General features: G+C 47.6%; 22 protein-coding genes and 6 tRNA genes. 15 read left to right on the plus strand and 13 right to left on the minus strand.

Annotated elements, in window-relative coordinates:
- Nucleotides 1-55 precede the first annotated feature (55 nt).
- A complete protein-coding gene (locus Q7S83_03215) occupies nt 56-2,053 on the plus strand; it encodes a DUF4012 domain-containing protein (protein MDO8467123.1) in 1,998 nt (665 codons plus the stop codon).
- On the opposite strand, the gene Q7S83_03220 is transcribed toward Q7S83_03215, so the two are convergent.
- From Q7S83_03220 to Q7S83_03240, 5 genes are all read right to left on the minus strand, one after another.
- Nucleotides 1,992-2,714 (minus strand): RluA family pseudouridine synthase, encoded by a 723-nt coding sequence (locus tag Q7S83_03220; protein ID MDO8467124.1) that lies wholly within the window; start codon nt 2,712-2,714, stop codon nt 1,992-1,994. The two genes, Q7S83_03215 and Q7S83_03220, sit on opposite strands and share 62 nt — an antisense overlap.
- A 19-nt stretch (nt 2,715-2,733) precedes the next feature.
- Nucleotides 2,734-2,805 (minus strand) — tRNA-Val (locus Q7S83_03225).
- 19 nt (nt 2,806-2,824) lie between these two features.
- Nucleotides 2,825-2,896, minus strand: a tRNA-Ile gene (locus tag Q7S83_03230).
- A gap of 55 nt (nt 2,897-2,951) precedes the next feature.
- On the minus strand, nt 2,952-3,143 hold the full coding sequence (locus Q7S83_03235; GenBank protein ID MDO8467125.1) for a hypothetical protein: 192 nt from the start codon (nt 3,141-3,143) through the stop codon (nt 2,952-2,954).
- Nucleotide 3,144: 1 nt separating this feature from the next.
- Nucleotides 3,145-3,669, minus strand: coding sequence for a hypothetical protein (locus Q7S83_03240; GenBank protein ID MDO8467126.1), 525 nt, complete (start codon nt 3,667-3,669; stop codon nt 3,145-3,147).
- A 21-nt stretch (nt 3,670-3,690) separates the two neighbouring features.
- Here Q7S83_03240 and dprA point away from each other — a divergent pair, with 21 nt between their 5' ends.
- Together dprA and topA are read left to right on the plus strand one after the other, a co-directional pair.
- Nucleotides 3,691-4,743 (plus strand): DNA-processing protein DprA, encoded by a 1,053-nt coding sequence (dprA, locus tag Q7S83_03245; GenBank protein MDO8467127.1) that lies wholly within the window; start codon nt 3,691-3,693, stop codon nt 4,741-4,743.
- A gap of 4 nt (nt 4,744-4,747) precedes the next feature.
- Nucleotides 4,748-6,820 (plus strand): type I DNA topoisomerase, encoded by a 2,073-nt coding sequence (gene topA, locus Q7S83_03250; GenBank protein MDO8467128.1) that lies wholly within the window; start codon nt 4,748-4,750, stop codon nt 6,818-6,820.
- A 10-nt stretch (nt 6,821-6,830) separates the two neighbouring features.
- Here the strand turns inward: topA and Q7S83_03255 are convergent, their stop codons facing one another.
- On the minus strand, nt 6,831-7,364 hold the full coding sequence (locus Q7S83_03255; protein ID MDO8467129.1) for an NUDIX domain-containing protein: 534 nt from the start codon (nt 7,362-7,364) through the stop codon (nt 6,831-6,833).
- Nucleotides 7,365-7,441: 77 nt separating this feature from the next.
- Entirely contained in the window at nt 7,442-8,536 is a 1,095-nt protein-coding gene (locus Q7S83_03260) for a queuosine salvage family protein (protein ID MDO8467130.1), read from the minus strand.
- 34 nt (nt 8,537-8,570) lie between these two features.
- On the opposite strand from Q7S83_03260, the gene Q7S83_03265 reads away from it, so the two are divergent.
- Nucleotides 8,571-10,250: a RelA/SpoT family protein gene (locus Q7S83_03265; GenBank protein MDO8467131.1), complete on the plus strand. Its 1,680-nt coding sequence runs from the start codon at nt 8,571-8,573 to the stop codon at nt 10,248-10,250.
- Here the strand turns inward: Q7S83_03265 and Q7S83_03270 are convergent.
- Both Q7S83_03270 and Q7S83_03275 read right to left on the minus strand, forming a co-directional pair.
- On the minus strand, nt 10,204-11,088 hold the full coding sequence (locus tag Q7S83_03270) for a ParB/RepB/Spo0J family partition protein (protein ID MDO8467132.1): 885 nt from the start codon (nt 11,086-11,088) through the stop codon (nt 10,204-10,206). The genes Q7S83_03265 and Q7S83_03270 overlap by 47 nt on opposite strands.
- A gap of 259 nt (nt 11,089-11,347) precedes the next feature.
- Nucleotides 11,348-11,430, minus strand: a tRNA-Leu gene (locus Q7S83_03275).
- A gap of 279 nt (nt 11,431-11,709) precedes the next feature.
- On the opposite strand from Q7S83_03275, the gene Q7S83_03280 reads away from it, so the two are divergent.
- From Q7S83_03280 to Q7S83_03295, 4 genes are all read left to right on the plus strand, one after another.
- A complete protein-coding gene (locus Q7S83_03280) occupies nt 11,710-12,168 on the plus strand; it encodes a hypothetical protein (protein MDO8467133.1) in 459 nt (152 codons plus the stop codon).
- 54 nt (nt 12,169-12,222) lie between these two features.
- A complete protein-coding gene (locus tag Q7S83_03285; GenBank protein ID MDO8467134.1) occupies nt 12,223-12,573 on the plus strand; it encodes a hypothetical protein in 351 nt (116 codons plus the stop codon).
- Between the two features lie 75 nt (nt 12,574-12,648).
- Nucleotides 12,649-12,720: transfer RNA gene (locus Q7S83_03290), tRNA-Cys, on the plus strand.
- A gap of 19 nt (nt 12,721-12,739) precedes the next feature.
- Nucleotides 12,740-12,822, plus strand: a tRNA-Leu gene (locus Q7S83_03295).
- Nucleotides 12,823-12,886: 64 nt separating this feature from the next.
- Here Q7S83_03295 and Q7S83_03300 read toward each other — a convergent pair.
- Together Q7S83_03300 and infB are read right to left on the minus strand one after the other, a co-directional pair.
- Nucleotides 12,887-13,234 carry a ribosome-binding factor A gene (locus Q7S83_03300; protein ID MDO8467135.1) on the minus strand — a complete coding sequence of 116 codons (348 nt, stop codon included), beginning with the start codon at nt 13,232-13,234 and terminating at the stop codon, nt 12,887-12,889.
- A gap of 3 nt (nt 13,235-13,237) precedes the next feature.
- Nucleotides 13,238-14,659, minus strand: coding sequence for a translation initiation factor IF-2 (gene infB / locus Q7S83_03305; GenBank protein MDO8467136.1), 1,422 nt, complete (start codon nt 14,657-14,659; stop codon nt 13,238-13,240).
- 69 nt (nt 14,660-14,728) lie between these two features.
- On the opposite strand from infB, the gene Q7S83_03310 reads away from it, so the two are divergent.
- Nucleotides 14,729-15,616, plus strand: a complete 888-nt coding sequence (locus Q7S83_03310; GenBank protein MDO8467137.1) for a tyrosine-type recombinase/integrase — start codon at nt 14,729-14,731, stop codon at nt 15,614-15,616.
- Nucleotides 15,617-15,651: 35 nt separating this feature from the next.
- A complete protein-coding gene (locus Q7S83_03315) occupies nt 15,652-17,073 on the plus strand; it encodes a carboxypeptidase-like regulatory domain-containing protein (GenBank protein MDO8467138.1) in 1,422 nt (473 codons plus the stop codon).
- A 22-nt stretch (nt 17,074-17,095) separates the two neighbouring features.
- Here Q7S83_03315 and gpmI read toward each other — a convergent pair whose 3' ends face one another.
- Nucleotides 17,096-18,622: a 2,3-bisphosphoglycerate-independent phosphoglycerate mutase gene (gene gpmI, locus Q7S83_03320; GenBank protein MDO8467139.1), complete on the minus strand. Its 1,527-nt coding sequence runs from the start codon at nt 18,620-18,622 to the stop codon at nt 17,096-17,098.
- Between the two features lie 22 nt (nt 18,623-18,644).
- Between gpmI and Q7S83_03325 the strand changes: the two genes are divergently transcribed.
- Genes Q7S83_03325 through Q7S83_03335 form a run of 3 tightly spaced genes read left to right on the plus strand, consistent with a single transcriptional unit; the run spans nt 18,645 to nt 23,990 of the window.
- Entirely contained in the window at nt 18,645-19,712 is a 1,068-nt protein-coding gene (locus Q7S83_03325; GenBank protein MDO8467140.1) for a hypothetical protein, read from the plus strand.
- Nucleotides 19,684-21,087, plus strand: a complete 1,404-nt coding sequence (locus tag Q7S83_03330; GenBank protein MDO8467141.1) for a hypothetical protein — start codon at nt 19,684-19,686, stop codon at nt 21,085-21,087. The genes Q7S83_03325 and Q7S83_03330 overlap by 29 nt, the downstream gene beginning before the upstream one ends.
- Nucleotides 21,088-21,098: 11 nt before the next feature.
- Nucleotides 21,099-23,990, plus strand: coding sequence for an Ig domain-containing protein (locus Q7S83_03335; GenBank protein MDO8467142.1), 2,892 nt, complete (start codon nt 21,099-21,101; stop codon nt 23,988-23,990).
- Nucleotides 23,991-24,028: 38 nt separating this feature from the next.
- Here the strand turns inward: Q7S83_03335 and Q7S83_03340 are convergent.
- Nucleotides 24,029-24,112 (minus strand) — tRNA-Leu (locus tag Q7S83_03340).
- A 156-nt stretch (nt 24,113-24,268) separates the two neighbouring features.
- Here Q7S83_03340 and Q7S83_03345 point away from each other — a divergent pair.
- Together Q7S83_03345 and Q7S83_03350 are read left to right on the plus strand one after the other, a co-directional pair.
- Nucleotides 24,269-24,571, plus strand: a complete 303-nt coding sequence (locus tag Q7S83_03345; GenBank protein MDO8467143.1) for a hypothetical protein — start codon at nt 24,269-24,271, stop codon at nt 24,569-24,571.
- 170 nt (nt 24,572-24,741) lie between these two features.
- Nucleotides 24,742-25,518, plus strand: coding sequence for a hypothetical protein (locus Q7S83_03350; protein ID MDO8467144.1), 777 nt, complete (start codon nt 24,742-24,744; stop codon nt 25,516-25,518).
- Nucleotides 25,519-25,943 lie beyond the last annotated feature (425 nt).

Consider the following 25,943-nt stretch of genomic DNA (forward strand, 5'->3'; position numbering starts at 1 on the left):
GTCTGTTAAAAATTATGACTATGAATTATTTTCAAAAATTGAATAAAATCTCCAGTTGTCGGATTGGAGAATGGTTATGGTCGCAGTTGTGGCACCGGGCATGAAATACATTGATATTCGCCCGCCAAAGCCTCGTCGGCGCCGGCCTACGGTTTATAAAGTGCCGGTTGATTTGCCGTATATACCAATCGCCAGAAGAGAACCTTCTGAAGAGCGACGGCCAAATTTAAAAGTTCCCCTTATCGGTACTTTAGCCGTGTTCTTGTCGGTGATAGTTTTTTTTGGGTTCAATCTGATGAAATTCAAAGAGCAGGCAGAGCAAACCGGCCCGGTAGTTTACAACAATTTCAAAGCCGGTGCGGCGGCGCTTTTCAATTTTGATCTTGGTTTAGCGAAAGAATCTTTTCAAAAAGCATCCGATGATCTGGCAATGTTGAATGAGAAGACGCCGTTGAATACCGCGCCGGCGGTTTTGAATACTTTTTTGAAGATTAGCCAGACTTCGGTTGCTCTCAGCGCCGACCTCGAGGATCTGAAGAAAAACGGCTTGGCTTTCATCATCAATAAACAGGGAGCCTTTTTGATAAAGAAATTGCATCATATTCAGGAATTGGTCGGGGAGATCGGAAAATTAGGCGACAAGCTGAAAAGCCAAGCGGCTAATCTTGGCTATAAGAGCGATGAAGAGTTCGCCGGACTGAATACTAAATTGGGCGAGGCTGATCAATTCTTGTCGGCATTTTTGAAATGGTTGGAGGCGCCGAAGAAGCAGCGTCTGGTGGTGTTGTTTCAGAATCCTTCGGAGATCCGCCCATCGGGGGGGTTTATCGGTAGTTACGCCATCGCCACCTTATTTCAGGGAAATCTTTTGGAACTAGAGACCCGCGACATCTATGATCCTGATGGCCAGTTGGATTTGAAGATTATTCCGCCGAAGGCATTACAGGGGGTAACGGATAAGTGGGGGGCGAGAGATTCCAATTGGTTTTTTGATTTCCCGATGTCGGCCAGAAAGGTGTTGGAATTTTTGGAAGCTTCAAAGATTTATAGCGAGCAGGGGATTCGTTTCAGTGGGGCGGTGGCGATTAATGTGGATGTGATGCAAGACTTAATTACCATTGTTGGGCCGTTTGAGTTGCCGGAATATGGCTTAACCATAAGCGACGATAATTTTTTAAAGGAGGTACAGCGGGAAGTAGAGTCTGGTAAAGATAAAGAAAAGGGCGAGCCGAAAAAAATTATCAAAACTTTGGCGCCGATGATTTTTATGGAAATTGCGAAATTAAGCGAAGCGCAAAAAGAGGATTTACTGAAAAAAATGGCGACGCGGCTGAAAAATAAAGATTTGATGGTGTATTTCAAAGACCCCGCGATTCAGCGGTACACTAAAGAACTGGGAATCGGTGGAGAAGTCATGGCTTTGCCGGAAGAGTTTACAGGAGAATACTTGGCGGTAGTGAACGCGAATATTGCGGGGGGTAAGAGCGATGCCTTAATCGAACAAGTGATTAAGTTTTCAAGCATTATTGATGAAGACGGCGACGCAAAGAATAATTTAACAGTGACTAGAAAGCACAATGGCGCCAATGAGAAAGATTGGTGGTACAAGGCCACTAATAAGAATTATCTACAGGCCTATGTTACTTCCGGGTCTATTTTAAAAAAGACTACCGGCGCTACTCCGCGGACCGTTGTGCCGGCCGTTGATTATGTAAAACAAGGATACGCCAAAGACCAGGACTTGGTGGCGTTAGAGAGTGGCGACTCTTTGGGCAGGGAAGTGTTGGCTAGTTGGTTGAATGTGAAGGCTGGAGATTCGGGTAAATTGTCTTTTGATTATCAGCGTTTGGGAGTGGTGGATTTGTCTAAAACTTCCCTCTATCAATTTATTTTTGAAAAGCAATCCGGAGTCGGTGGAAGATTAGAAGTTAATTTACGAGCGCCGGAGGGTTTTCAGTGGCGGGAGAGTGGCGCTCGGGATTTTCAATATTCTAGCGACGATCTACCGGCGAGAATTGTTTTAGATCTAAATCTGGAGGCCGCTTTGCGCTAAAGTGCATCTTTTTTCCGTTTGGCATGGTGAGCTCCAGCGATTCTGCATGTAAAAATTGTCGCTTAATAAATTTCGGCGCTTTTCTTGTGGTGTATACGGCATCGCCCACAATTGGGTGACCGATAGACGCGAGGTGAACTCTGATTTGGTGAGTTCGGCCGGTTTTTGGCTCTGCTTCAACAAGAGTAAACAGCTCGTGCTCTCCGGGAAGGGAATAAACTCCGAGTACCCGATAGATGGTAATGGCGTCTTTAATCATTGCCGTTCCTTTTGTGCGGGTGGTGCGTTTTAACGTGCCGGATTTTAATCCGAGTGGGCGGTCAATGATCCCTGATGGTTTTTTAATTTCGCCCCAAACCATTGCTTGGTACACCTTTTTGATTTCGTGGTTCTGGAAGAGTTTTTTCAGATATTCAAAGGTTTTTTGGTTACGGGCAACCACCATCACTCCGGATGTGTCTTGGTCCAGTCGGTGCACGATTCCCGGCCGATTTTCCGGATCATCGCCAACTTTTTTAACTTCCGGATATTTTTTCACCAGCCATTTAACCAGCGAATTTTCGTCGGCGAATTTTTTAATCGGATGCACCAAAAGACCGGCGGGCTTATTGAGCACCACCAGATTCTTGTCCTTGTAGATAATTTTTGGTTGGCGGGTCATTAGGAGATTTTATTATCTGTGCGCCCTGGAGGGATCGAACCTCCGACCTTTTCAATGTCAATGAAACGCTCTACCACTGAGCTAAGGGCGCAATAATTTTCGGAGGACTGTGCGTGTGGAAGGAATCGAACCTTCGACCTCTGTCTTATCAGGACAGCGTTCTACCACTGAACTACACACGCATAATGTAGCGCGTATTCGATACTTTATCAGATGATTTGCCGATTTTCAAATCGATTATTGGGCCTTTTGGATTTTCTGGAATCCCTCCAAGTCGAAGGTGGCAATCTCGGGAGTCTTGCGAATGTCGGCTCCGGAAATGGCTGAGAGATTTTGCAACAGGAAGTTCAGGAGATAAATCACATAAATCATCAGCGCCAAAGCGATTGTGATACCCGCAACATATAATATAGCCGCGTTCTTTTTCATTTTATTGGAAAAATACCTGACCTTCGGCAATAATGTTGAAATTATCGCCACCCGACTGGCGAGTCATATCAACGGAATTAAATTTAATGTATAACTGGCCTTTTTCTACATCCTTGAGGAATTTGGACCAATTTGCGTAAGTGGCGAGTCCCGTCAGAGAGAATTTAATAAATCCGGGAGTGTCGGCGGTGCTGGAAGTTTCGCCTCCGAAATCAAAACTTAATTCGGCGCCATTTTTTTGGGCCAAGTCGGTCATTTCCCGGCCGAAGTTGATTAGCTTGTCCTTGGAGGGGAGGACGACGTCCAGTTTTTTGGTGAGTGGGGCGGCCTTATCGGCGTCGTTTTTCAAGGTTGCCAGCGATTCGGTGGCTCGAGTACGCAGCGCCAGTTCATTGCGTAATTCAGTGATATTGGTTGAATTTTTTCCCACATGCCAGGCTAAAAATTGCACCACTCCCACCGCGAGAATTGTTAATCCCAAGCTTATGCCCAGTTGAATCCAGAGTTGCTTTTTAAAAAGGTCCATACAATAGTAGTATAACACTCTATGGATTCAGCCGATTTGTTATCCGAAAAGAAGTTTTATAACGCGCTTTGTGTCGCCAATCACGGAGACATTTTTGATATGAAAAAAATCCGAACCGCCTTTTCTTCTTGGGCCGAGGCCTGGGCTAAAGGAGGGAGCGGGCGGAATATTGATCCGGAAGCCGAATGGGAAAAACTTTCAGAACTGGGTATCAGTCTGTCTCTTCGCGGCGATAAGGATTTTCCGGTTCTTTTGAGTGAGGCAACTGACGCCCCATTCGCCATTTATTATAAAGGCATTATTCCGAAGGACGGGCGAAGCGTTTCAATCGTCGGCACTCGCAGGGCAACTATGATCGCCAAAAGCGCCGCTAAAGACTTTGCGAGCCAGCTGGTCAAATCCGGCGTGGCAGTGATTAGCGGTTTAGCGATGGGCATTGATACTGCCGCTCACGAAGGGGCGCTCGCCGCAGGTGGGAAAGCAATTGCTGTCTTGGCCAATTCTTTGGACTCGGTATATCCACGGCAGAATGAAAACTTAGCAAGACGAATTTTAGAAACCGGAGGCGCGCTGATTAGTGAGTATCCTTTAGGATCGGAAACTTTTCCGGTTAGATTTTTAGAGCGTAATCGGATTGTCAGTGGATTGTCTCCGGCGACTCTTGTGATTGAGGCTCCGGAAGATTCCGGTTCTCTGGTGACGGCGAATTTAGCCTTAGAGCAGAACCGGGAAGTTTTTGTGGTGCCGGGGCCGGTGAGCCATGAAAATTATCAAGGCTCGCATAAGTTAATTCGCGCGGGAGCGCGATTGGTAACCTCGGCTGCCGAGATTTTGGAGGATTTAGGTTGGCAGGATGAGGCGTCTCAAACCGCTTCGCTCTTGGAGCTTCCCATAGCTAAATTGGCTGCCGGGGAGAAAGTAGTCTTTAACGCCCTACGGAGCGCCGGCGAGGCTCTTCAAGTTGACAGAATACAAGAAATAACCAGAATGAGTGTTCTGGAAGTCAGCCGTAATCTGACTTTTTTGCAGATAAAAGGTTTAATTAAAGAAGATGCTGGGCGTTACACAGTTTAATTTTATGCAACTTGTAATTGTAGAATCACCAACAAAAGCCAAAACAATTTCCAAATTTTTGGGAAAGAAGTATAAAGTCGAGTCATCCTACGGCCACATTCGCGACCTTCCAAGGAGTACGCTTGGTATTGATGTAGAGAATAATTTTGAACCGAAATATATTGTTCCGGTGAAGGCGAAGAAGGTGGTAAAGCAGCTGAAGTTGGACGTAAAGAAGTGTGACGAAGTAATTCTGGCAACTGATCAAGACCGTGAAGGGGAGGCAATCGCTTGGCATTTAGCGCAGGCTTTGGGTTTGGAGAAATTTAAGAGAATCGTTTTTCATGAAATCACTAAGACCGCAATTGAGCACGCGCTGACCGAATCGCGCGAGTTGGATATGAATATGGTGGACGCCCAACAGGCGCGTCGTATTTTGGATCGCTTAGTTGGCTACAAGCTTTCGCCGTTTTTGTGGAAAAAGGTGACTCGCGGGCTTTCTGCGGGCCGCGTGCAGTCGGTAGCGGTGCGACTGATTGTGGAGAGAGAAAATGAGATTCGGGCTTTTAAGCCGGAAGAATATTGGACGATTGTCGCGGAACTCCTTAAGGGATCCGACATGATTGAGTTCTCGCTGAATAAGATAAATGGGGAGGGCGTGGATAAGTTGGGCATTAAGGGAAAAGAGGCGGCTGATGAAATCGTCGCTAATCTTCAAAAATCCGAATTCGTTGTTTCTTCCGTAGAGAAAAAAGAGGCAAATAAAAATCCACTCCCGCCATTTACTACCAGTACGTTGCAGCAGACCGCTGCAACTCGTTTGGGTTTTTCATCTAAGAAAACCATGGTAATCGCCCAGCATTTATATGAAAACGGCCACATTACTTATATGCGTACCGATTCGGTAAATTTATCAAAAGAGTCCGTAGGCGCGGCTAAAGATTGGCTCACTAGGGAACTGGGGGAGAATTATTCTTTGCCTGAACCGAGAACCTTTAAAGCGTCTTCCAAGCTCGCGCAGGAGGCTCATGAGGCCGTTCGCCCGACCAATATTTCTGCCACGCCCGATTTAATTGAGCTGGCCGACGAAGGAGAAAAGAAGCTTTATCGGTTGATTTGGCAGCGGTTTGTAGCCTGCCAAATGCCACAGGCAAGAGTAGCTTTAACGACGATTGATGTAGAGGCGGGCGCATATTCATTGAGAACTAACGGGCAGATGATTGTTTTTGATGGATTTTTGAAAATCTGGCCGCAGAAATTTTCCGAAAAAGATTTACCGGAACTGACGAAGGGCGACAAGTTGAATCTTCAGGCGATTAAGCCCGACCAACACTTTACTGAGCCACCTGCGCGCTTTACTGAAGCATCGTTGATTAAAATTTTGGAAGAATATGGCATTGGCCGGCCGTCTACTTATGCGCCTACGATTTCCGTGATTCAGGTGCGTAACTATGTCAGAAAAGAAACTGGAAAGTTTTTTCCGACCGAGACGGGTGAATTAGTGAATAAAGTTTTGACGGAGCACTTCCCTCAAATTGTAGACATTAGTTTTACCGCGAAAATGGAAGAACAACTCGACCAAATTGCTGATGGAAAAGAAAAATGGCAGCAGGTTATCGGTGATTTTTATGGGCCTTTTGAAAAAAATCTGGAAGCGAAGTACAACGAGGTGAATAAAAAAGATCTTGTGCAGGAGGAAATGACTGAAGAGAAGTGTGAAAAATGTGGAAAGTTGATGATGATTAAATACGGCCGGTTCGGAAAGTTTATGGCTTGCTCCGGTTTTCCGGATTGTAAAACCACCAAAGCTCTCCCGAAAGATGCTCCTAAAATGATTGGAATGAAATGCCCGAAGTGTTTGGAGGGAGATGTAGTCGTAAAAAAGGTAAATAAGGGGCGAGCCCGCGGAAAGATTTTTTGGGGCTGCAATAAATATCCAAAGTGTGACTTTGCCAGCTGGACTGACCCGCTCAATCCTCCGGTAGAAGGGGAGCAACCGGCAGCTGCCGCTCCAGCCGAAGCTTCGGCTAAGGAAGGCAAAGAGCAGGACGAAGATGACGCTCCTCAAGAAGACGAAGAAAAAAGCCCCGAATCTTAAGATTCGGGGCTTATGGGTTTAGGGTTTTGGCCCAAGCAAAGCCTTTTTTCAGAATTTCTTTTGAATCACTGAACATTGCGATAATTGCCCGGTTCAACACGCCGGAGTCTCTTTTGTAGTTAGCTTTCAGGTCTTGGATAAGGGGAAGTTGTTTCTCTGTGACTTTAATCGGTCCTCCGGTGGCGGCGTTGAGGCGTAGAGTTTTTAGGCTATCTACTGGGAAGTGAACTGCCCAGGCAGACGTATTGCCTCCCGTCACGCTCGGATTTTCTAGATGAATAATTCTTTTACCTTCATTGCGGGCTATAAAGAAATCCGCCAGCCAGACCCATCCAGCCTCTTCGCCGATTTCCCGACGCAGGGCTTCTTCATAAGTCTCCTCATCTTTCACGCCACCCCAAACTGTCAGTTGAGAGCCGCCTGGATAAGATTCGGGTATCAGGTTTTCATCATTGATTTCACCGCGTTTTTGCAGAATTGCCACCAGACCGTCCGGCGGAAGGTGCATAAACACGATTAGTCCGACCGAGCGTTTTTCGGGCATGAGGTTCTCCCTCTTGTGAGCGTTATCAAAAAACCGCAATTATTTTCGCACGGAAATAAAAAAACCGCCATAGGCGGTTAGTAATCAGTCGTCCTACAAAGATGAGCGGGAGTTTTTAAGTTGCGGCCCATCTGCCAGAGGGCGTTATCTAGGGCGAGCATCGAAACGGGTTTTTTGCCGCAGCCGATCAGATGTGTATTCAGGAAAGCGAGAAGATTTTTTACTGCCGAAATGGTCGCCATCCTGATCTCCCGGACCTCTTCACTTTTGGCGGGTAATTCTTCCTGCCGGTCGATCCTCGCGGCCAGCTTTTGAGAGTAGATGATCGCTCCGCGAGACCGTAGCGCGTTGGGAATCGCCGAATCGGCGATTGGTCCCAGCAGGTTTCCATCTACGAGGGACTTCAGATCTTGCGGAGCCGACAATGCCCTTCCTTGATAAATCATCAGCCAGAGCTGTGCGCGTTTGGCAAAACGTAACGGGTATCTTCCTAGTTCGTCTTCGTGATAAGAGCAATCTAGCCCGAAGCTTTTGGGAAAGTTTAGTTCGATGAGATCCACAATCCCTATGCGTGATTCATTTCCAAAAGCGCGATAACCCCCTTCTTGGAAAAGGCTTTGCCATTCGGAATTAAATACTCTTTCCAGCGCTTCCGCTGTTTCCAGCAGATAAATTCCCCGATAGCCGATTAGCGGCATTGGGCAGTGTCCTTGGAAAAATCGATTGATGCCGTTTTTTGATCGGATGATGTTCATCATCGCTTCGGTTTCGATGGGTCGTTCGCCGAAATGCCGATAGAAGCACCGGCACATTGCTTGCGAGCCGTAGTAGACTCCGGTTTCATCAACAACTTTGAAACGCAAATGCGGCGCGTGCGGATCGGTAAAGGTAAAATTGACTGCGCAGATGTAAGGAAGATAGGAGGCAAGTGCCAAGCTATCTTTCGGTAATACTCCGGGCATCTGCCAGTCAGGAATCGCTAGCCGAAGTTCGCTAATGGACAACGCCAATATCTTGAGTTGATTTTCATCGATTCTGACGTGTTTGCCATGGCAAACTTGGAAAAACTCATTTTCCCACAACTCGGTAATTGCTCTGGTTCTGGGATTGAGTTTCGGAGCAATCTCCTGATTTGACTGTTCAGGACTCATCTGGCCTCCTTTGTTACTCATTGAAAAACAGCTTGCTAGATAATACTCTGAAAGCGTGCCAAGTGTCAAAGATTTTATAAATAAGGATAGATATGGCCTAGTTAGCCGAGCTTATGGGTTTTCTAAGTTTGCCCATTCGGGCCAGAAAAGAAAAAATGGCGAACCGTATTTTTCTCACTGTCTGGCGGCCGCGGAGTCTATCGCCGAGTGGGGATTGGATGAGGCGACGGTTGCCGCTGCTTTGTTGCACGACGTAGTGGAAGACACCAATCATTCTCTGGATGAACTTAAGGAAAAATTTGGAGAAGAGGTGGCGTTTTTGGTGGACGGCGTCACGAAGATAGGCAAAGTGCGGTATCGGGGCATTGAGGCGAAGGTGGAAAATTTGCGGAAATTTATTTTATATTTAAGCCAAGACATACGCGTGATTTTGGTGAAGTTGGCGGACCGACTGCATAATATGAAAACTTTGTACGCCGTTCACGCTTTGAAGCAGAAACGGATTGCGCTCGAAACAATGGAGATTTACGCCCCACTCGCATACCGGCTGGGAATGCAGAGATTAAGCGGCGAGTTGGAAGATTTGGCTTTTCCTTATCTCTATCCGCAGGAATATAAATGGCTCATAGAAAATGTGAAAGAGCGCTTCGAAGAGCGGGAGCGTTATTCGCAACGCGTAAAGCCGGTTATTGAATCGGAGCTGAAGAAAAATAATGTCGGTACGATTTTAGTGGATTCGCGGGCGAAGCGATATACGAGTTTGTATAAAAAACTTCTTCGCTACGATATGAACGTGGAAAGCATCTATGACTTGGTGGCGATGCGTATCATCGTAAAAAGTTTGGAGGATTGCTACGCGGCGCTCGGAGTAGTTCATAAGATGTGGCCACCAGTCCCGCATCGATTTAAGGACTACATTGCCCTTCCGAAAGGTAATGGTTATCGTAGTTTACACACCACAGTTTTCGGACCGGAAAATAAAATCACCGAGATTCAAATAAAAACCGAACAGATGCACGCTGAGGCCGAGAACGGTATCGCGGCGCACTTTGCATACCAGCAAACAAAGAGCACTAAGGCTTACTTGGAAAGAAATGCTTCCGTGGCCGATAAAAAAGAGCTTTCTTGGATTAAGCAGTTGCGTAGCTGGCAGCAGGACTTCACCAATCCGGAGGAGTTCGTGCAGTCTTTGAAAATTGATTTTTTCCAAGACAGAATTTTAACTCTCACTCCGAAAGGGGAGGTGATTGATTTACCGGTAGGCGCCACTCCGATTGATTTTGCTTACCAAATTCACACGGAAGTCGGCAATCATTGCGCCGGCGCGAAAGTGAATGGGAAGATTGCCGTTTTGGATCACAAATTAAAATCAGGCGATATCGTGGAAATTATTATTCAAAAAAATAAGCGCCCATCGGAATCTTGGTTAGAGTTCGCGCACACCGGCTCAGCGCGTAATCATATCCGGGCCGGTTTGCGGCACAATGTCGGCAATCTGGATAAAAAAGAACCGCAGGCCACCGAATTAAAATTGACCGTTAAAGACCGGGAGGGTTTACTTGGCGACATTTCTGAAATGATTACCCGTTCGCATGTCCGCATTCAGTCGGTCAATGCAAAAATGCCGGTCGTGAAAATAAGCTGTGAGGTAATGACGAAAGATAAAGCCGAGAAATTGTTGGAGAAGATTAAAAAACTGAAGGAGGTGAAGGCGGCAGACTTTCGTCTAATTTAGGAGCGTTGGTTAGCCGAGCCACAATTCCGTGCAGTTCCTCGGGTGAGTAAAAAGTAATAATTAATTTTCCGGTTTCTCCGGAGCGATCAACTTTTACAGGGGTGCCTAGTGCGGACTCCAATTCTCTTTGTAGTGTTTCAGTTTCGGGATCTATAGAAAGGGGAGCGGGAAGTATCCCGTCCATCGTCGGTGATTCCACGCGCTTGATTCTTTGAATGCGAGATTTTAATTCGCGTACACTCAAATTACTGCGCAATAAATCTTCCATCAGCATTTGTTGTTGCCCTGGATCATCTACGGTCAGCAATAATCTGCCCTGGCTTTCGCTTATCTGATTTCTGGAAATAGCATCTTGAACTGCAGTCGGCAGGCCGAGTAGGCGCATAGTGTTAGCAATTACTTCTCGGCTTTTTCCAATGCGGGCGGCGATTTCACGCTGGGTCATCGCGAACTCATCTTGCAATCGGGAATAGGCGCGGGCAGATTCAATCGGATTTAAATCGGCGCGTTGCACGTTTTCCAAAACCGCCAGCTCTAAGCGTTCCTTCTCTAGGGTGACGCTGCGGATGATGGCGGGGATTCTTTCCAAACCGAGCATGCGTGAGGCTTGCCATCTTCGCTCGCCGGCGATGAGTTGATAGGCTACCTCCGTGCCGAGCTCGCTCTCCGTTTCAACTTTCGTGACGGTAATCGGCTGGAGAATGCCGAACTCGCGAATGGAATTTGCGAGGTTTTTTAATTCTTCAGGATCAAAATTTCTCCGCGGCTGCTGCGGGTTAGGGGAGATTTTGTCTACCTCTATAAGAAAGACCGGTCCTTGAATCGGGGGATTGTCCATGGAGTAATCGCTAATATACGAATTTAAAATTAAATAATGCGAATGTTCGACAATTTAATCTTAACACAAAGTGCTCGGGGAGAGACTTTCGCTTCGTTTTTAGGCTGCCGCCTAAAACTCGCCGAACTACTTTCGTAGCACCCCGACCCCCGCTTAAGAAACCAAAGGTTTCTTACCCTTCGGATCTTCCTGGACGGGGTGCTACTCGTTCGAGTCTCAGGCACAAAATAAATCAGCCCGTTTGGGCTGTTTCATTTTGTGCTCGGGGAGAGACTCGAACTCTCATGATGTTGCCATCGGTGGATTTTGAGTCCACTGCGTCTGCCATTCCGCCACCCGAGCAATGATAGCCTTCTGCCTAGAAAACCTTCTACTGCAATTCCCATATTTGGGCTGTGGCTAGGGAAAAATTATTCACAATATGCTTATATTGCTCAAATTTTTCCTACGCCTCGCTCTCAAATATGTGAATCTCGTAACGAAGTTTACTAGGCAGAAGGCTATTGGTCATTTTTCCTTGTTTTAGGCTCCTTGTCTAGTGCTATTGACAAGACGGTTGCAATGTGCTAAAATAGGCTCACATAAGAGGGGCTCGGTTAAGAGTCCTTTTTATTTAACCCTATGACTAATTTCTATCAAAAGATGGCAAACGGAGCCCTTTCATTGGCTCTTTTGGGCAACATTTCGTCTTTCGCGCCCGTATTTCCAGTAGCGTCTTTTGACGCTTCTGTGATTCCGGAAAGCGTGGAATTGACGGCTGTGTCGGCCAAGACTCCAATGGAAGAGGGAATTAAGCGTATGCAATTGCATATCACTGCCTATTCTTCTACTCCCGACCAAACTGACGACTCCCCGTTTATTACGGCGGCCAATACTCATGTGCGGGACGGTATCGTGGCGACCAATGCGTTGCCTATGTACACTCGCGTGAAGATTCCGGAATTGTTCGGTGAAAAGGTTTTCGTAGTTGAAGACCGCATGAACCGCCGTTTTCAGGACCGTATGGATATCTGGATGCCCGACCGAGCCCCTGCTTTGAAGTTCGGCATTAAGACTGCGGAGGTCGTTGTATTGAACTAGAGCGTCCCCCGTCCGCCAACTGGCGGAGGGGACGTTTTAGTATAATTAAAAGATATGAAAAATATTAAAATCGCCTTGTGGAGTTTGCGGATAGGTATCGCCTTTACGTTCCTTTATGCTGCGGTTGATTCATTCATCAATCCGGATATGTGGATTGGATTCTTGCCGCCGATGATGCAGGCAATCGTGCCGGGAGAAATTTTACTGCCGATATTTTCGGTGTACGAAATAGTTTTGGGTTTATGGCTCTTGTCGGGATGGAAATCTTTTTACCCCGCTTTGTTGTCGGGCGCGACAATGATCGGAATTATTGTCTCGAGTCCTAGCCAATTCATCATTACTTTCCGTGATGTAGCGATCTTAGGCGCCGCCGTAGCTTTAGCGGCGTTGAGTAAGGAAGAGTAGGTGGGCCTGCCCCGTGAGAGCGGAGCGATTTTACGGGGTTGAAAATTAGCTGTTTTTGAGTAATATTGTGCTAGTGGCGCGGTAGCCAATTGGGAAGGCTGCGGTCTGCAAAACCGCTATGAGCGGGTTCGATTCCCGCCCGCGCCTCATATATTGACAAAAGAATGCCCGGGTGGCGAAATGGCAGACGCAGAGGACTTAAGATCCTCCGCCCGCAAGGGCTTGTGGGTTCGAGTCCCACCCCGGGCACAAATTCAAAAGACGGACATTGTCCGTCTTTTGAATTTCATGCTGGATTCGAACTACGCAGTAATTATTCTGGGGTTTTTTGATCTCCGCTTTCCATTAATTTCTTTTCAATCCTCGCCGCGTAATCCTGCCCATAATCAATTTCAAAAAATATTTGCGGCATCGGGCGGATGTTCATCTGCTTCATTAGTAAATGCTGAAGCTGGCCGCGTTTTTCGTCCAGAGCCTTTTTTACTTCCTTAGATTTCTCGGTCGGGTAGACACTTACTTTCACCACTGCCCGTAAAAGATCTCCGTCTACATTCGCCTCGGTGATTGTGGCCAACGCCCCCTCTACTTCAATCTCTTTCAAGATTAATTTCCCCAACTCCGCCATTATCAGGCCACTAACTCTTTCTGGTCTGTGATTCATAGTTTAGTAAGCTACTAAAATGTCGCCAACTTTAATTTCTTTTTCGCAGTCAAATATCAAACCGCACTCCAGCCCCATTTCCACTGTTTTTGCGTCCCGTTTTCCCTGTTGAAGATTTACGATTTTTCCAGTTCCTAAAATTTCTTTGTTGCGATCTACTTCTAAAACGGCGTTGTTGATGATTTGCCCTTCGGTGACTTTTCCGCCGATGACCTGCTTAGTTCCTTTTTTGCTGAAGAGGGCGAGAATTTCTAATTTTCCTTTCGCGGCTTTTCGGGCTAGGGAGAACAAAGTTTCTTCAATGGCTTTGGTTAGGTCGTAGATAATTTCGGATTCCACAATTTTAATTCCATTAGCTCGGGCCATTGTGGCGGCGGCGGGGATGGTGCGGGTCCGAAAGCCGATGATGATGGATTTCGTGGAAAGCGCATGCTTAACATCGCCATCGGTGATGTCACCCACGCCTTCGCTGATAATTTCGATTCGCTGGTCGGCTTTAAGCGGAAGGTTTTTTATGATTTCCGACAGGGCTTCCAGTGAACCGGAAACGTCGGCTTTCAAAACTAGCTGAATGTTGCCCTCTGCCTCTCTCTTGGTTTGCGCGATTTTTGGCCCAGCCGCTACTGCCTTCGTTGCCGCCACTTCTTGATGAGCGCCGGCGTAGAATTCGGTGCCAGCGGGAGGCAGGGTTTCAAAACCCACTACAATAGCGGGAGCGGAAGGTTCTAGAGAATCAACTTTTTCCCCGAGGAAATTTTCCATCATCCGAATTTTTCCGGTGTGTTTTCCCGCGGAAATTTCATCGCCCATTTTCAGCGTGCCGTCTTTGACGATTAACGTGGCCATAATTCCGCGGCGGCGATCCAATTTAGATTCCAATACCAATCCTTTGGCAGGGGAGACGGGGTCGTATTCCAAAGTTTCCATATCAGAAGCCAAAAGAATCAGATCCAGCAGGTCGTCCACCCCTTCGCCGGTTTTCGCCGAAATTGGCTGGTTACTCACATCGCCTCCGTAGCCTTCCATTAATACGCCGGCCTGCATCAGGTCATTTTTAACTTTCTCGGTTTCGGCAACTTTATCAATTTTGTTGATTGCGACAATCATTGGAGTCTTGGACTCCTGAATTATCTTGATTGCGGCTTTTGTTTGCGGCTGAACGCTGTCATCAGTTGCGACTACGAGAATGGCCACATCGGCGATTTTGGCGCCGCGGGTTTTCATCTGGGAAAAAGCCTCATGGCCGGGAGTATCAATGAAGGTAATTTTCCTACCTCCATGCACAATTTCATAAGCGCCAACGGATTGGGTAATACCACCGGCCTCTTTGGCGGCGACATTAGCTTTGCGGATATAGTCCAACAGCGTGGTCTTGCCGTGGTCTACGCTTCCCATTATTACGACAATTGGCGGGCGCTTATTCATATTGAGCAAATTATGTCAGAAAAACCCGATTTTCGCAATTAATAATGTGCGACACGTTATAATGAGTATATGACCAAGATAGAGGAACTTTTGAAGGATTACTTAGATTATCTGGAAATTGAGAAAAACCGCTCACCGAAAACGAGGCAGAATTACGAGCGGTATCTTAAGGCGTTCTTTGTTTCTGAAGGTGTTAAATCCGTTGGCGATCTTACTTTGGAAAATATAAAAAATTTCCGTCTAGCTCTGGCCCGCAAAGAAGGACTGAAGAAAGTTACGCAAAATTATTATGTAATTGCGATTCGCAACTTTTTAAAATATCTGATCAAAAAAGATATTGATGTAGTGGCGCCGGATAAAATTGAGCTTCCGAAAGTTCCTTCACGCCAAATTGAATTGGTGGAAGTAGAGGAGTTGGATAGATTGTTGGCGAGTCCAAAACTGGATAGCTTGCGTGGCTTACGCGATAAAGCAATTCTGGAAGTATTATTTTCCACTGGTCTGCGTTTGGCGGAGCTCTGCAAATTGGATAGATATTTAAATTTTGACCGCGGCGAAGTAACAGTGCGGGGCAAGGGGGAGAAGTTGCGACTAGTGTTCGTCTCTGAAGCCGCTCAGCAGGCGATTAAAAATTATTTAGCGAAACGACCCGACACCGACAATAAACTTTTCATCAGCTTAGATAAAAAGGGGAAGGTAATCGGGCCGATTACGCCGCGCTCGGTGCAGAGGATGGTCAGTTTTTATTCCCGCAAAGCCGGCATCACCACCAAGCTGACCCCGCACGGCTTGCGCCATCTTTTCGCCACTGATCTTTTACGCAACGGCGCCGATATCCGTTCCGTCCAAGAATTGCTCGGCCACTCCAGTATTTCCACTACCCAGATCTATACCCACGTCACCAACAAGCATCTGAAAGAGATTCATAAGACTTTCCACGACCAGAAGAAGAAATAGGGTTGAGCTAAAATGTTAGAATAAATAAATAACTAATGACTAACAACTTACGACTTACTACTAAAACCAAAATCGCGATTTTGTCGTCGGTCGTTTGTTGTTTGTCGTTGGTCACGCCCCTGGCGCAGGCGCAAGGCCTTAGCTCGCAAGTATTGTCTCTTTCCATAGTTAATCCGAGCGGGCCAATCTCACAGGTGAGAGTGGTATTTAATATTCCATCGGGTTTTGCGCCGGTTGATTTGGGCCCGCAGGCAATCTGGGATTCGGTTAATAAGCAGATTACGGTTAATTTGGGAGTGTTTATTCCCGGAGAGACTAAACCTGTGAACATTACTTTATCTGCGCCGCCGGGAGTTTATACAATCACCGGTAAGACTTACGGTTTCTGGGACGACGTAGCTCAGCCTTTTGAAACAGCTATTAAGCCAATCGTGTTGGTTTTCCAAGCGCCTTCTTCCAGCTTGAGTACTCTACCGAAGCAAGTTGAGCAGATTCCCGCGGGGTCGCGCGCTGGAACTTTTCTGGAGGACTTGGCTCAGCAATTGAAACCAAATGAAGAAGTAATTCAGGTGGCGGAAACCATCAGCTTGCCGGTGGCGGTCGGTCTAGGTGGGTTGGGCGTAGTTTCATTGTTTGCTTCGGCTTATACCTCCAGCGCATCTTTTGCCGCTGCGCTTTCCCGAATTGCCAGCTATATTGGATTTGGTTTATTCCGCCTGAAAAAAAGAAAGCCGTGGGGCAGAGTAGTCAATCATCTTACCGGCAAGCCGCTACAGGGGGCGTTTGTGAAAATTTTGGATGTGGCGTTTAAAAAAGTGAAAGAGACACAAGTTACTGACCACGAGGGTCGCTTCGGTTTCCTAGTTTCTCCGGGAGATTATCTGATTCGTGTTTCCAAAAATGGTTTCGGAGAATACGAAACCAAAGCTTTCCAGATTAGCGAGCCGGATCAAGTTTTGAATTTGGAAATCAGCCTAGAGCCGTTGACCACGACTTTAGCGGATTATGCATTAGGCCTAGTGCGTTTTTGGAATCGGCTGAATTGGTTTTTGGCGAAAATTAATCCCGTGGTATTGGCATTTGGTTTAGTGGCCAGCATTATTTCTACCTTGATTACTCCCAGCCCGTTGAATTATGTAATCCTGGGGCTTTATGGAGTATTGATAATTATAAATATAATTTTGGCGAGTATCCTTGTGCGTTCTTATGGAAGAATATTAGACAGGGGTACTGGCGACCCAATTGCCTTGGCAGTTGTCCGGCTTTTCAATGTTCAGGAAAACTGGCTGATGGGTACGCACGTTTCCGATCAGCTGGGGCGATTCAATTTTCTACTTGATCCGGGTTCTTATTATGTAACGGTGGCGAGAAATGAATTTGCGGCTTACCAATCTCAACCCACGCATTTTTCTCGGGCGGCTTTGCTGAATTTCGATATCAAGTTGGATAGACAATAGCGACTAGGGACTAGACTGACGGTTAGATGGCCAGACGGCCGATGCTTTTCAGCAGGCTTTTCCCGTCCATCTCTTTCGGTTGAGGAATCTGCATAATTTCTAAAATTGTGGGGGCGACGTCGGCTAAAATTCCGGCCGGTTCCAATTCGTTGGACGTCGGCTTTCCGGTGGCTTTATATGCATTGCCGATTATAAATAGCGGCACCGGATTAGTTGAATGCTCGGTATCCATGGCGCCGGTTTCCATATCAATCATTTCTTCGCAGTTGCCATGGTCGGCGGTGATGAGCATGGCGCCGTCTTGTTCTAAAACCTTGGCGCCGATTTTTCCTAAGCATTCATCCAACACCTCGATGGCTTTGGTGGCCGCTTTTAAATTTCCCGTATGTCCGACCATGTCGCCGTTGGCAAAGTTCACGATGATGAAATCATATTTTTGCTTGTCGAGAACGTTTAAAATTTTGTCGGTAATTTCATAGGCAGACATTTCCGGTTTTTGGTCGTAGTCGGTTACGGCGGGCGAGGGGATGGTGATGCGGTCTTCGCCGGCGAACGGTTTCTCTACCCCTCCATTGAAGAAATAAGTCGCATGGGCGTATTTTTCACTTTCAGCGATGTGGAATTGAGTTTTTCCGGCATCAGCGAGAACGCGCGCCAGCGGGTGAGTGATGTATTGAGGTGGGAACGCAACCTTCACCGGCAGGCCTTCTTCATATTGAGTAAGCGTTACCAAAAAAAGGCCGTCAATTTTCGCCAGCGCTTCGGTGAGTTGGCGGGCGCGGTCGGGTCGAAAGTTGAAAAAAATTGCGGCATCGGTTTTCTTCATTAATCCCACCGGTCCCCTCTTATCTATAATCACCGTCGGCTCAATCAGTTCATCTTCCACGTTTTTTGCGTAGGGAGTGTTTAGCGCTTCTTCGGTGCTATGCGCTGTTGCCCCTTGCCCATCCATCATGCAGGCGATTGTTCTTTTGGTGCGGTCCCAGTTTTTGTTCCGGTCCATTGCCCAATATCGACCGGTGATGCTGGCGATTTTTCCAATGCCTAGTTGAGACATTTCGGCTTCTATCATTCGGATGAAAGTCGGGGCGGAGCGCGCCGAAGCATCTTCCCCATCAGTAAAAGCGTGCACAAAAACTTCGCCTTTATACTTTTTCTTTGCCAACATCCGGAGAAGGGCAATGGGGTGGTCGATGTGCGCGTGAATTCCGGAATTAGTCAGTACTCCGAAAAGATGCACCGCCGGCCGCTGAATTACTTCATCCCAAACCGGAATGTTAAAAAAAGACCCGTCTTCAATTGCCAAGCTGATTCGGGGATAATTTTGGTAGATAACAAGTCCGGCGCCTAGATTGGTGTGGCCAACTTCCGAGCTACCTACTTCGCCCCACGGCACCCCTACTTCAATACCCGAAGCATGCAATTTCGCGCCCAAAAAATTTTCGGAAATTTTCTGAAGATTGGGTTTTTTGGCCAATGCCACAGCATTGCCTTTGGTTTCTTCGGAAACCCCCACTCCATCTAAAATTGCTAAGACTACAGGCTTCATTGTTTCAGTATATAATAAAATTATGTCGAAGCCGAAAAATAATCATTGGGAGCATTGGGCAGCATCCGTGCCTTTAGTCGTTTTGTTTTTAATCGGACTTTTATTTTATCCGGGCGATTCCAAACCGGCGGTCGCCTCCCATCAAAGTTTTATTGAGGGAAATTATCCGGAAATCCGCGATTCAATAGTAGATCTAGAAAATATTGACCAAGTTTTCAATCTGGTTTTTTCTTCGCTGGGAGAGGAGGCACGCGTTTATCCCACAGAAAATTATTATTATTTTGTTTTTAAAGTGCGCGGAAAAGAAATTTGGGGAAATATGCATTTCCCACCGGCCGAGGAAATAGGGGATTATGTGGACTTTGCTTATTGGACGTTCGAAAGCGATCCAATGGAGGCTGATAAAATATTTTCCCGATATAAACAATATGGAATTGCGGATGGCCTTTCCATTGCCCCGCTCTCATTGCTGAAATATTCAGTCAGTTATGGCGGGAAGTCCGTAGCTTTTTCTTTTAATGACCTGCCGCAGTCGTTGCCGGTTGGCTTAAGCTTAAAGAACGATGAAGTTCTGGCCGGGCGCACCTTTGATGAGTCCGGCTATGCGTTTCTGTTAATTTACAACCAATCCAACCCGCATTTTATGTTTGTTCTTGACGAGTCTAGTCGCGCGCCAGCCTCGCCGAGTCTAGGCGGGCCGGAAAATTTGCAGACCAACGACGCCGAGCTTTGGATTGGTGAGAAGTCCGGTTTCGCTTTCTATCAAGACGGCAACAGGAAGATTTTAGTTGGGGTTCGGACGGAGAATGTTAAGAGGAATAACTATTATGACGGTCCATTTGATCAGTTGGCCGATAATTTTGCGACTGACGGCAGGCTTTCCGAATATATGCAGGCCGCCTATCCTTATGCGAAAGGGCGGATTGATAAATATGGGCGGTTCACTGACGTTGAGCATTCTCGTTTGGCCATCACCCCATATCATTTTTACTACGAACCGGCGGAACTCTCTGCTATAATTAACAAATGCAGTGTTCAAGATTTCTACAGCTGCATAACTTATGATTTCAAAGAAGCTAGCCGTTTTTAGCATTTTTTTATTTGCATCGCTGATTTCGGCTAACTCGGCGCTTGGAGCCGTTGGCTCTATTTTTGATTATTCTGGGAAGCTCAACGATTTATATAATAAGTCTCCTTTTTGGTACCCGTGTCACGATTGGAAGTTCACCTGGTTCTTGCCTTGCGGTTACACGCCGGTTATTAATCTGACCTTGAAATTTAGCGGGGGAGTTGCTCCCGATTATGTTTTCCCCCCGATTGTTTTGCGGCCGATGTATGGGCCGCTTCCTAGTGACCTAACCTTCCTTTTGCCCGACAGTCTAAGCGCTTTCATTGATACTGATGGTTTGGGTTTTACGCCAACTCTCTCCACTAGCGTTACCTTTACCCCAACTGATGGTTTTGGAGGTCCTGCGGGACCGGGCGTAACAGCTGATCTGCCGCCGATAATCTTTGAGCCGATACCAAGCGCGCCTACCGATCCTTTTGACCTGGTTCTTCCAATTCCGGGCGGGGGAGTAGATGTTCCCGTTCCTCCGATATTGACCATTCCTCCGGCAAGTCCGCCCTCCGGCTCCGGCGATCCAATTCCAGGTCCCGGTGTCGTGCCTCCGGTTGTACCTGCCACGCCATCTCCAACCCCTACTCCTCCACCGACTGGCGGTCCAACCCCTTCGCCAACTCCCACCCCATCTCCGGTTCCGCCGAGCCACTCGGTGACTTTGTCGTTCTTCGTTCCTCCGCCAGCACCCTCTCCAGTTCCTACCCCTCCGCCAGCTGGCGGACCGGTTCCAACGCCTACTCCGACTCCTTCGCCAACGCCAACTCCTCCGCCAGCTGGCGGACCGACTCCCTCTCCATCCCCAGTACCGGTCCCGCCTAGTCATTCATTTATAATTTCCATTTTCGTTCCGCCACCGGCTCCGTCTCCGACGCCAATTCCAGTGCCGACTCCTTCACCAACCCCTCCGCCAGCCGGCGGACCAACGCCATCACCCACTCCGAGTCCTACGCCCGCGCCAATTCCTCCAGCTCCTTCTCCGACTCCCATGCCATCACCGGTTCCACCGAGTCATTCGCCAATTTTGTCGTTCTTTGAAGACATTTTTGGTGGGGGGGGAGATTGGGATTTTGGTGACGCCCCCGATGGTACGGTCGCTTATCCCGACACTAGCGGAGGAGGCGCACCAACTTCTTGCACAGCATTCATTGATTCCACGCCAGGACCATACAAAACCACCGCGACAGCTATTTGTGGTTTTACTTGCGTATCCGGAATTCCAACGATCGATTTTTATACCGGCGACGGGACGCCATTTATCAGTTTGATCAGCCCTCCGGACGGATATGCTTGCAACGGTAAGCCGACTTTGGGTAAAAGCAGTATTGGTTGCAGTTGTAAATAATAAACGGAATTATGAATCATGAATTAAGAATCAAGAATAATGGATTGATGAAAAAACTAGCTATTCTTCTGGTCGTCAGTTATTGGTCGTCAGTCGTTGGTTCTGCTTTGGCCGCTGACGTAATCGGAAAGTTCCCGTCACTTTTGGGTTCTGATGGAGCTAGGGCAATTGATGCTGATATTGTTTGGCTTGGAGATTTACGCGACAAGGAATCTAATTCCAAACAGACCGATGCCGATAATGATGATGGTGTAGTGGCAGAATTCAATTCCTGCGCCGCCAGCGAATCAACCTTTAAGGTTCATTTGAAAAAACCCAGTGAGATCACAGGGGTTGCCTACTTAAACCTTTGGGCAGATTGGAATCGTGACGGCGAATGGTCCGGTGGCGACGAATGCGCAGCCGAGTGGGCAGTGGTTAACTATGAAATTGATTTGTCCAAGCAGGTCGCCGAAATTCAGCCTTATGTGGTGTTTTTCCCGGCTGGTAAGACGACGAACGTCTGGTATCGGGCGGTGATTTCTTATAATGAAAAATTGACTCGTGCCGATGGCGGAGGCGAGTTTTCGGCTGGAGAAGTAGAAGATTACGGCCCGACATTAGAAAAGCCCAAGGAAGATATTCCGGAGAAGGGGAATCCGCCACCATATAAAGTACCGCCGCCATTTCATTTGTGGATTCTTTCGCGGTGGTTTCCGCCCCCGCCGGTTCCAGTGCCACCGGATGAACCTTTTACTCCCGATCCTCGCGCCCCCGTGCCGAATATTCCCGGAGACCCTGACTTTGATTTGCTTAGAATAACCACCGAGCCACCCGTCACCTACTCTTTGAACATCTGGCAGAGGATATTGAATTTGCCTCCATTGATTTGGATTTTCCCTCCCTCAACCCAGCCGGAACCTCCGGTTACTTTCACTCCCGATGGGAAAGGCGGGGGAGGAGCAGCGGCTCCGGGCGTCGCCTTCTTTGACCCCGAGGGGAGCGGCATACCCCAATCACCTTACGGACCCGCCATAGTTACTTGCGAAGGAGCAGTCAATCATGGCGGTACTGTAGAGCTTGATATTAAACTCCAACACACCAAGGAATCGGCCTCTGAATATTCTGTTTATTTCGTCGAATTAGATGGCGACGCGAAGCCAAAGAATTCTAGTCTGGATACTTATGGTGGAGATGGTAGATCTACTCAAACAGGGTCTTCCGGCTCATCCAATGCGAGCACGCAACAGGGTGCGATAAAAGCCAGCTACAAATACATACGAGATGGTGTTTCAGATGATATTACAGTCGAGAATTACACGCTGACTTATCACTCTACTCAGGTTCATGATTTCCAAGGGACAACGTTTGATACATTTCCGATAACTCTTGGTTATCGTGAGCACCTTGTGGGTCACGCGGATACGATTCATGTCAGTGGTTATAACATCCCCGGCGCAACTTGCACGGTCGCTATTCAGCACGTAGGAGAACCCACCACCCCAACCCCATCCCCGGTACCAGCCCCGGTTCCTACGCCTACTCCCTCCGGAGATGATTCGCAGAAAAATATCGTTCCTCCCGCCGTTCCTCCGACGGAGAGTCTGAACATCTGGCAGAGGATACCGTTTAAGGGAATTATTAATTTCATCGATACCCTTCGCAAGGGCGACTTATATAATCTCCCGCCGTTTTGGGCCACGATTGGCGAGCCGGTAGTCGGTGAAACTAAATCTTTCGTAAATCTGGTTGGCGAATCTATTCGGCAAAGAACTCTTTGTTTGATTAGGAACGCGGCTTGCGACGATGGCAACGCTGATGACCAGACAATAACATTTATTTTGTCCAGAAAAGAAGTGGTTATTCCTTTGCCGGTTTCTCCCTTCCCGCGCACCGTCACCCTGCCAACTAAGCCTATTTTTCAAGTGTTTTCTCCATTGCAATTCTTGTCCGAGCGATTGAACGATTTAAGCACACAGTTGAGGAGATTGGTGGTTCCGGATCCGATTATTACTACAACAACTATAGCGAAGAATCCTCTTTGTGTTGCAGAAATTACGGAGCAGGCTAATCAGAATGAGCGGTATCAATATAAAATGGGTTGCAATAACTACACTAGTTGCTCCGGTCAAATTCGCTATTCCACCAACATTGGAGGCTTAGTGGGAGTCAGGAAGATTGAATTGCCTGTCACGGGAATTTTGACTAACTATGATTATATTCCTACTGTTGCTACCGTTGCCGCCGTGCAGACCACTTGTTCCGGCCCAGCGTACAATACGAAAGAAGTAGTCACAATTTCCTCAACCGCCTCCAGCTTCAAGAGTGGTGGCAGTAATCCCGCAGGCAATACCGCAGCCGGAGTTGCGCCAAATATCACTACTACCAGCTTGCCTGATGGCACGAATGGAACGGCTTACAGCCAGACCGTTTCTGCCACCGGAGGAGCCGATCCTTATCAGTGGACTATCGTCAGCGGCGCGTTGCCGACCGGTTTATCCATCAATTCCTCTACCGGAGTGATTAGCGGTACGCCAACAGCTACTGCCACTTTCAACTTTAGCGTTCGGGCAAGGACTCCATCTAACAACCTCTTTGATGACCAAGCTTTGTCCATTATTGTCGCCGCTGCAGTTAGCGACCTTGTTATAACCACTACTGACGTTCCGGATAAGACGGCCAGCGTTCCTTCCAGCGACACCATTTCCGCGACCGGCGGCACGACGCCATATGTATGGTCCATCAATACTCTTAGCGTGGCCTGCTTGGTGAATAATTACGCGATCAATTCCAGCACCGGCGCGTTAACTAGCAATAACGGTGGCGGTACGGGTACCTGCACTCTGACGGTTCACGTTGAAGATGCGCAGGGGACCCCGGATACGGACGACCAGGTATTGGAGTTTGTTATCAACGCGCCGTAGCAATCAAAAACCCGCCATCCGGCGGGTTTTAGTTTTAGTGCTCCCGAGAGGATTTGAACCTCTAATCCCTTGCGGGAACATGGTCCTAAGCCATGCGTGTCTGCCAGTTCCACCACGGGAGCGTTGATGACCCCGCCACAGGCGGGCAAGCATATTTAAACACATTCAGGAGCTTTTTTAAATATTGCGGTGGCTTTCATTAACGCGGTAAGCCAGGAAGTGAAAGTGCGAGTGTTTAATAAAGCAATTGCTCGCACTTCTACTTCCTGATAAAATTAATGTCAGCAGCTCTTTGGGAAAATAAAATGTCGCGAGCGAAGCCTGACCCGCTTGCGAAAGCGGGGGATGGTTGGTGCGTCCCAATACCATTGGATACAGAACGGTATAAAGAATTGGAAGCGAATGAGTTTCGGAAAGCCAAGAGAGCTTTTTGCTTCATGATTTTTTCTCTGCTGGCGATTCTCGCGGTATTTTTTGCGCTTGTGGAATTTGCCCTTCCGGCTCTACAGGACTACTCCGGAAAAATCACTATTGTTTTTATTTTTTCCCGTATCATAATCTGGTTCCTTTTCAGAATTTGAACCCGCCATCCGGCGGGCTTTTTTATTTACCCCAAGCTAGCCGAAGGAGAAGAGCTCACTTTCATAGAGCTTGACGAATAGGCTTAAATCGTGTATAATACCTCTGTAAGTTGTCCATTGAAAACATCGTAGGAAAACCAAAAAGGCCTAAAGGCCAAAGGAGAAGAGCAATGACTACGACCGGATTTTTCATGTTCATGCTGGTCGCTGTGATTCTTCCGTTCCTCTGCGTGATTGTGGTTCGTCCCAGAACCGGAATGGTATTGGCGAATCTTTCAGGTGGGCATCGTTCGGTGGGGCCGGGACTGCAGTTTATTTTCCGGTTTTTCGAATGGCCTGATGTGAGCGTATCGCTGGATAAGTTCGAGATACAGTTTCACTTCCGGCCGGACACAGCAAGTAGGGATGTGGTGCCGATGCAGGTGGTAGTAGGCTGTGAAGTCAGTGTGCCATATCTTTTCGAGTACGCCCGTTTCCGGTCTGCCGAAGAGAGAAACATGGCAGTACAGAAACGGACGGAAGACTTCCTGACCAGTCTGGTTCATTGCTACCAGGATCCTGATGGAGTTTATCAGGACCGGAATGAAATCGCTCTTAAGCTACAGATACTTTTCAAAAGGAGCGTAGCCGGAGAGCCGAGCTTTGAGGAGTATTACGGGGTGAAGGTGAACTATGCCTTTCTTTCCGAAATCGCTCCGCTTCAAATCATTCAGGATGCCGCCGCGCTCAAGCGAGTTAATCAGGAAAAAGTGGCCGCGTTGAAAGTGATGATGCGCGGCTATGAAAAGGAAGCAAAGAGGATTCTGAAGAGGAATCCAGACATGACCGAACTGCAGGCGACGGAGTTGTTGATGGCGGAATCCGGTTCTGCCCCTCGTACCGTGCATCAGATTGAAGCTGGCGCAACGCTATCGAAGGTTATAAATAAGTTCACAGAAAATAACTAACACTCACCCCCCCACTATGCTATGGCATAGTGGGGGTTTTGTTTGTGAGAGAAATAGGTTTACCCGCCTCAGGAGGGCTCAAAATAGCACCCCCTACGCGGAGTGACTTCGCCTGATCTGGGCTTGACCCAGCACCGAGCCGAGCACTGCATCGTCTGCCAGCTTTTCTGTGGTCAATGTTGAGAGTTCGCAAATCTAGTTTTGAGTATGCATATTTAGGCTTATTTCTGGACGATGGAAAAGCGTGGTGCTCGATCTGGTGACTGGGCTTGACATTTAGGCTTAAATCGTGTATAATACAGCAAGTCAGTTGTCCATTGAAAACATCGCAGTAAAACCCCAAACAAGGAGACAAGTCATGATTCACTACGAAAAGAATGACCCCCATATCATCGAGTTCTACAAGTTCAAGATCCTCTGGGTAA

The sequence above is a fragment of the bacterium genome (assembly GCA_030646995.1).
Taxonomy (GTDB): Bacteria; Patescibacteriota; Minisyncoccia; order UBA6257; family WO2-44-18; genus JAUSKF01.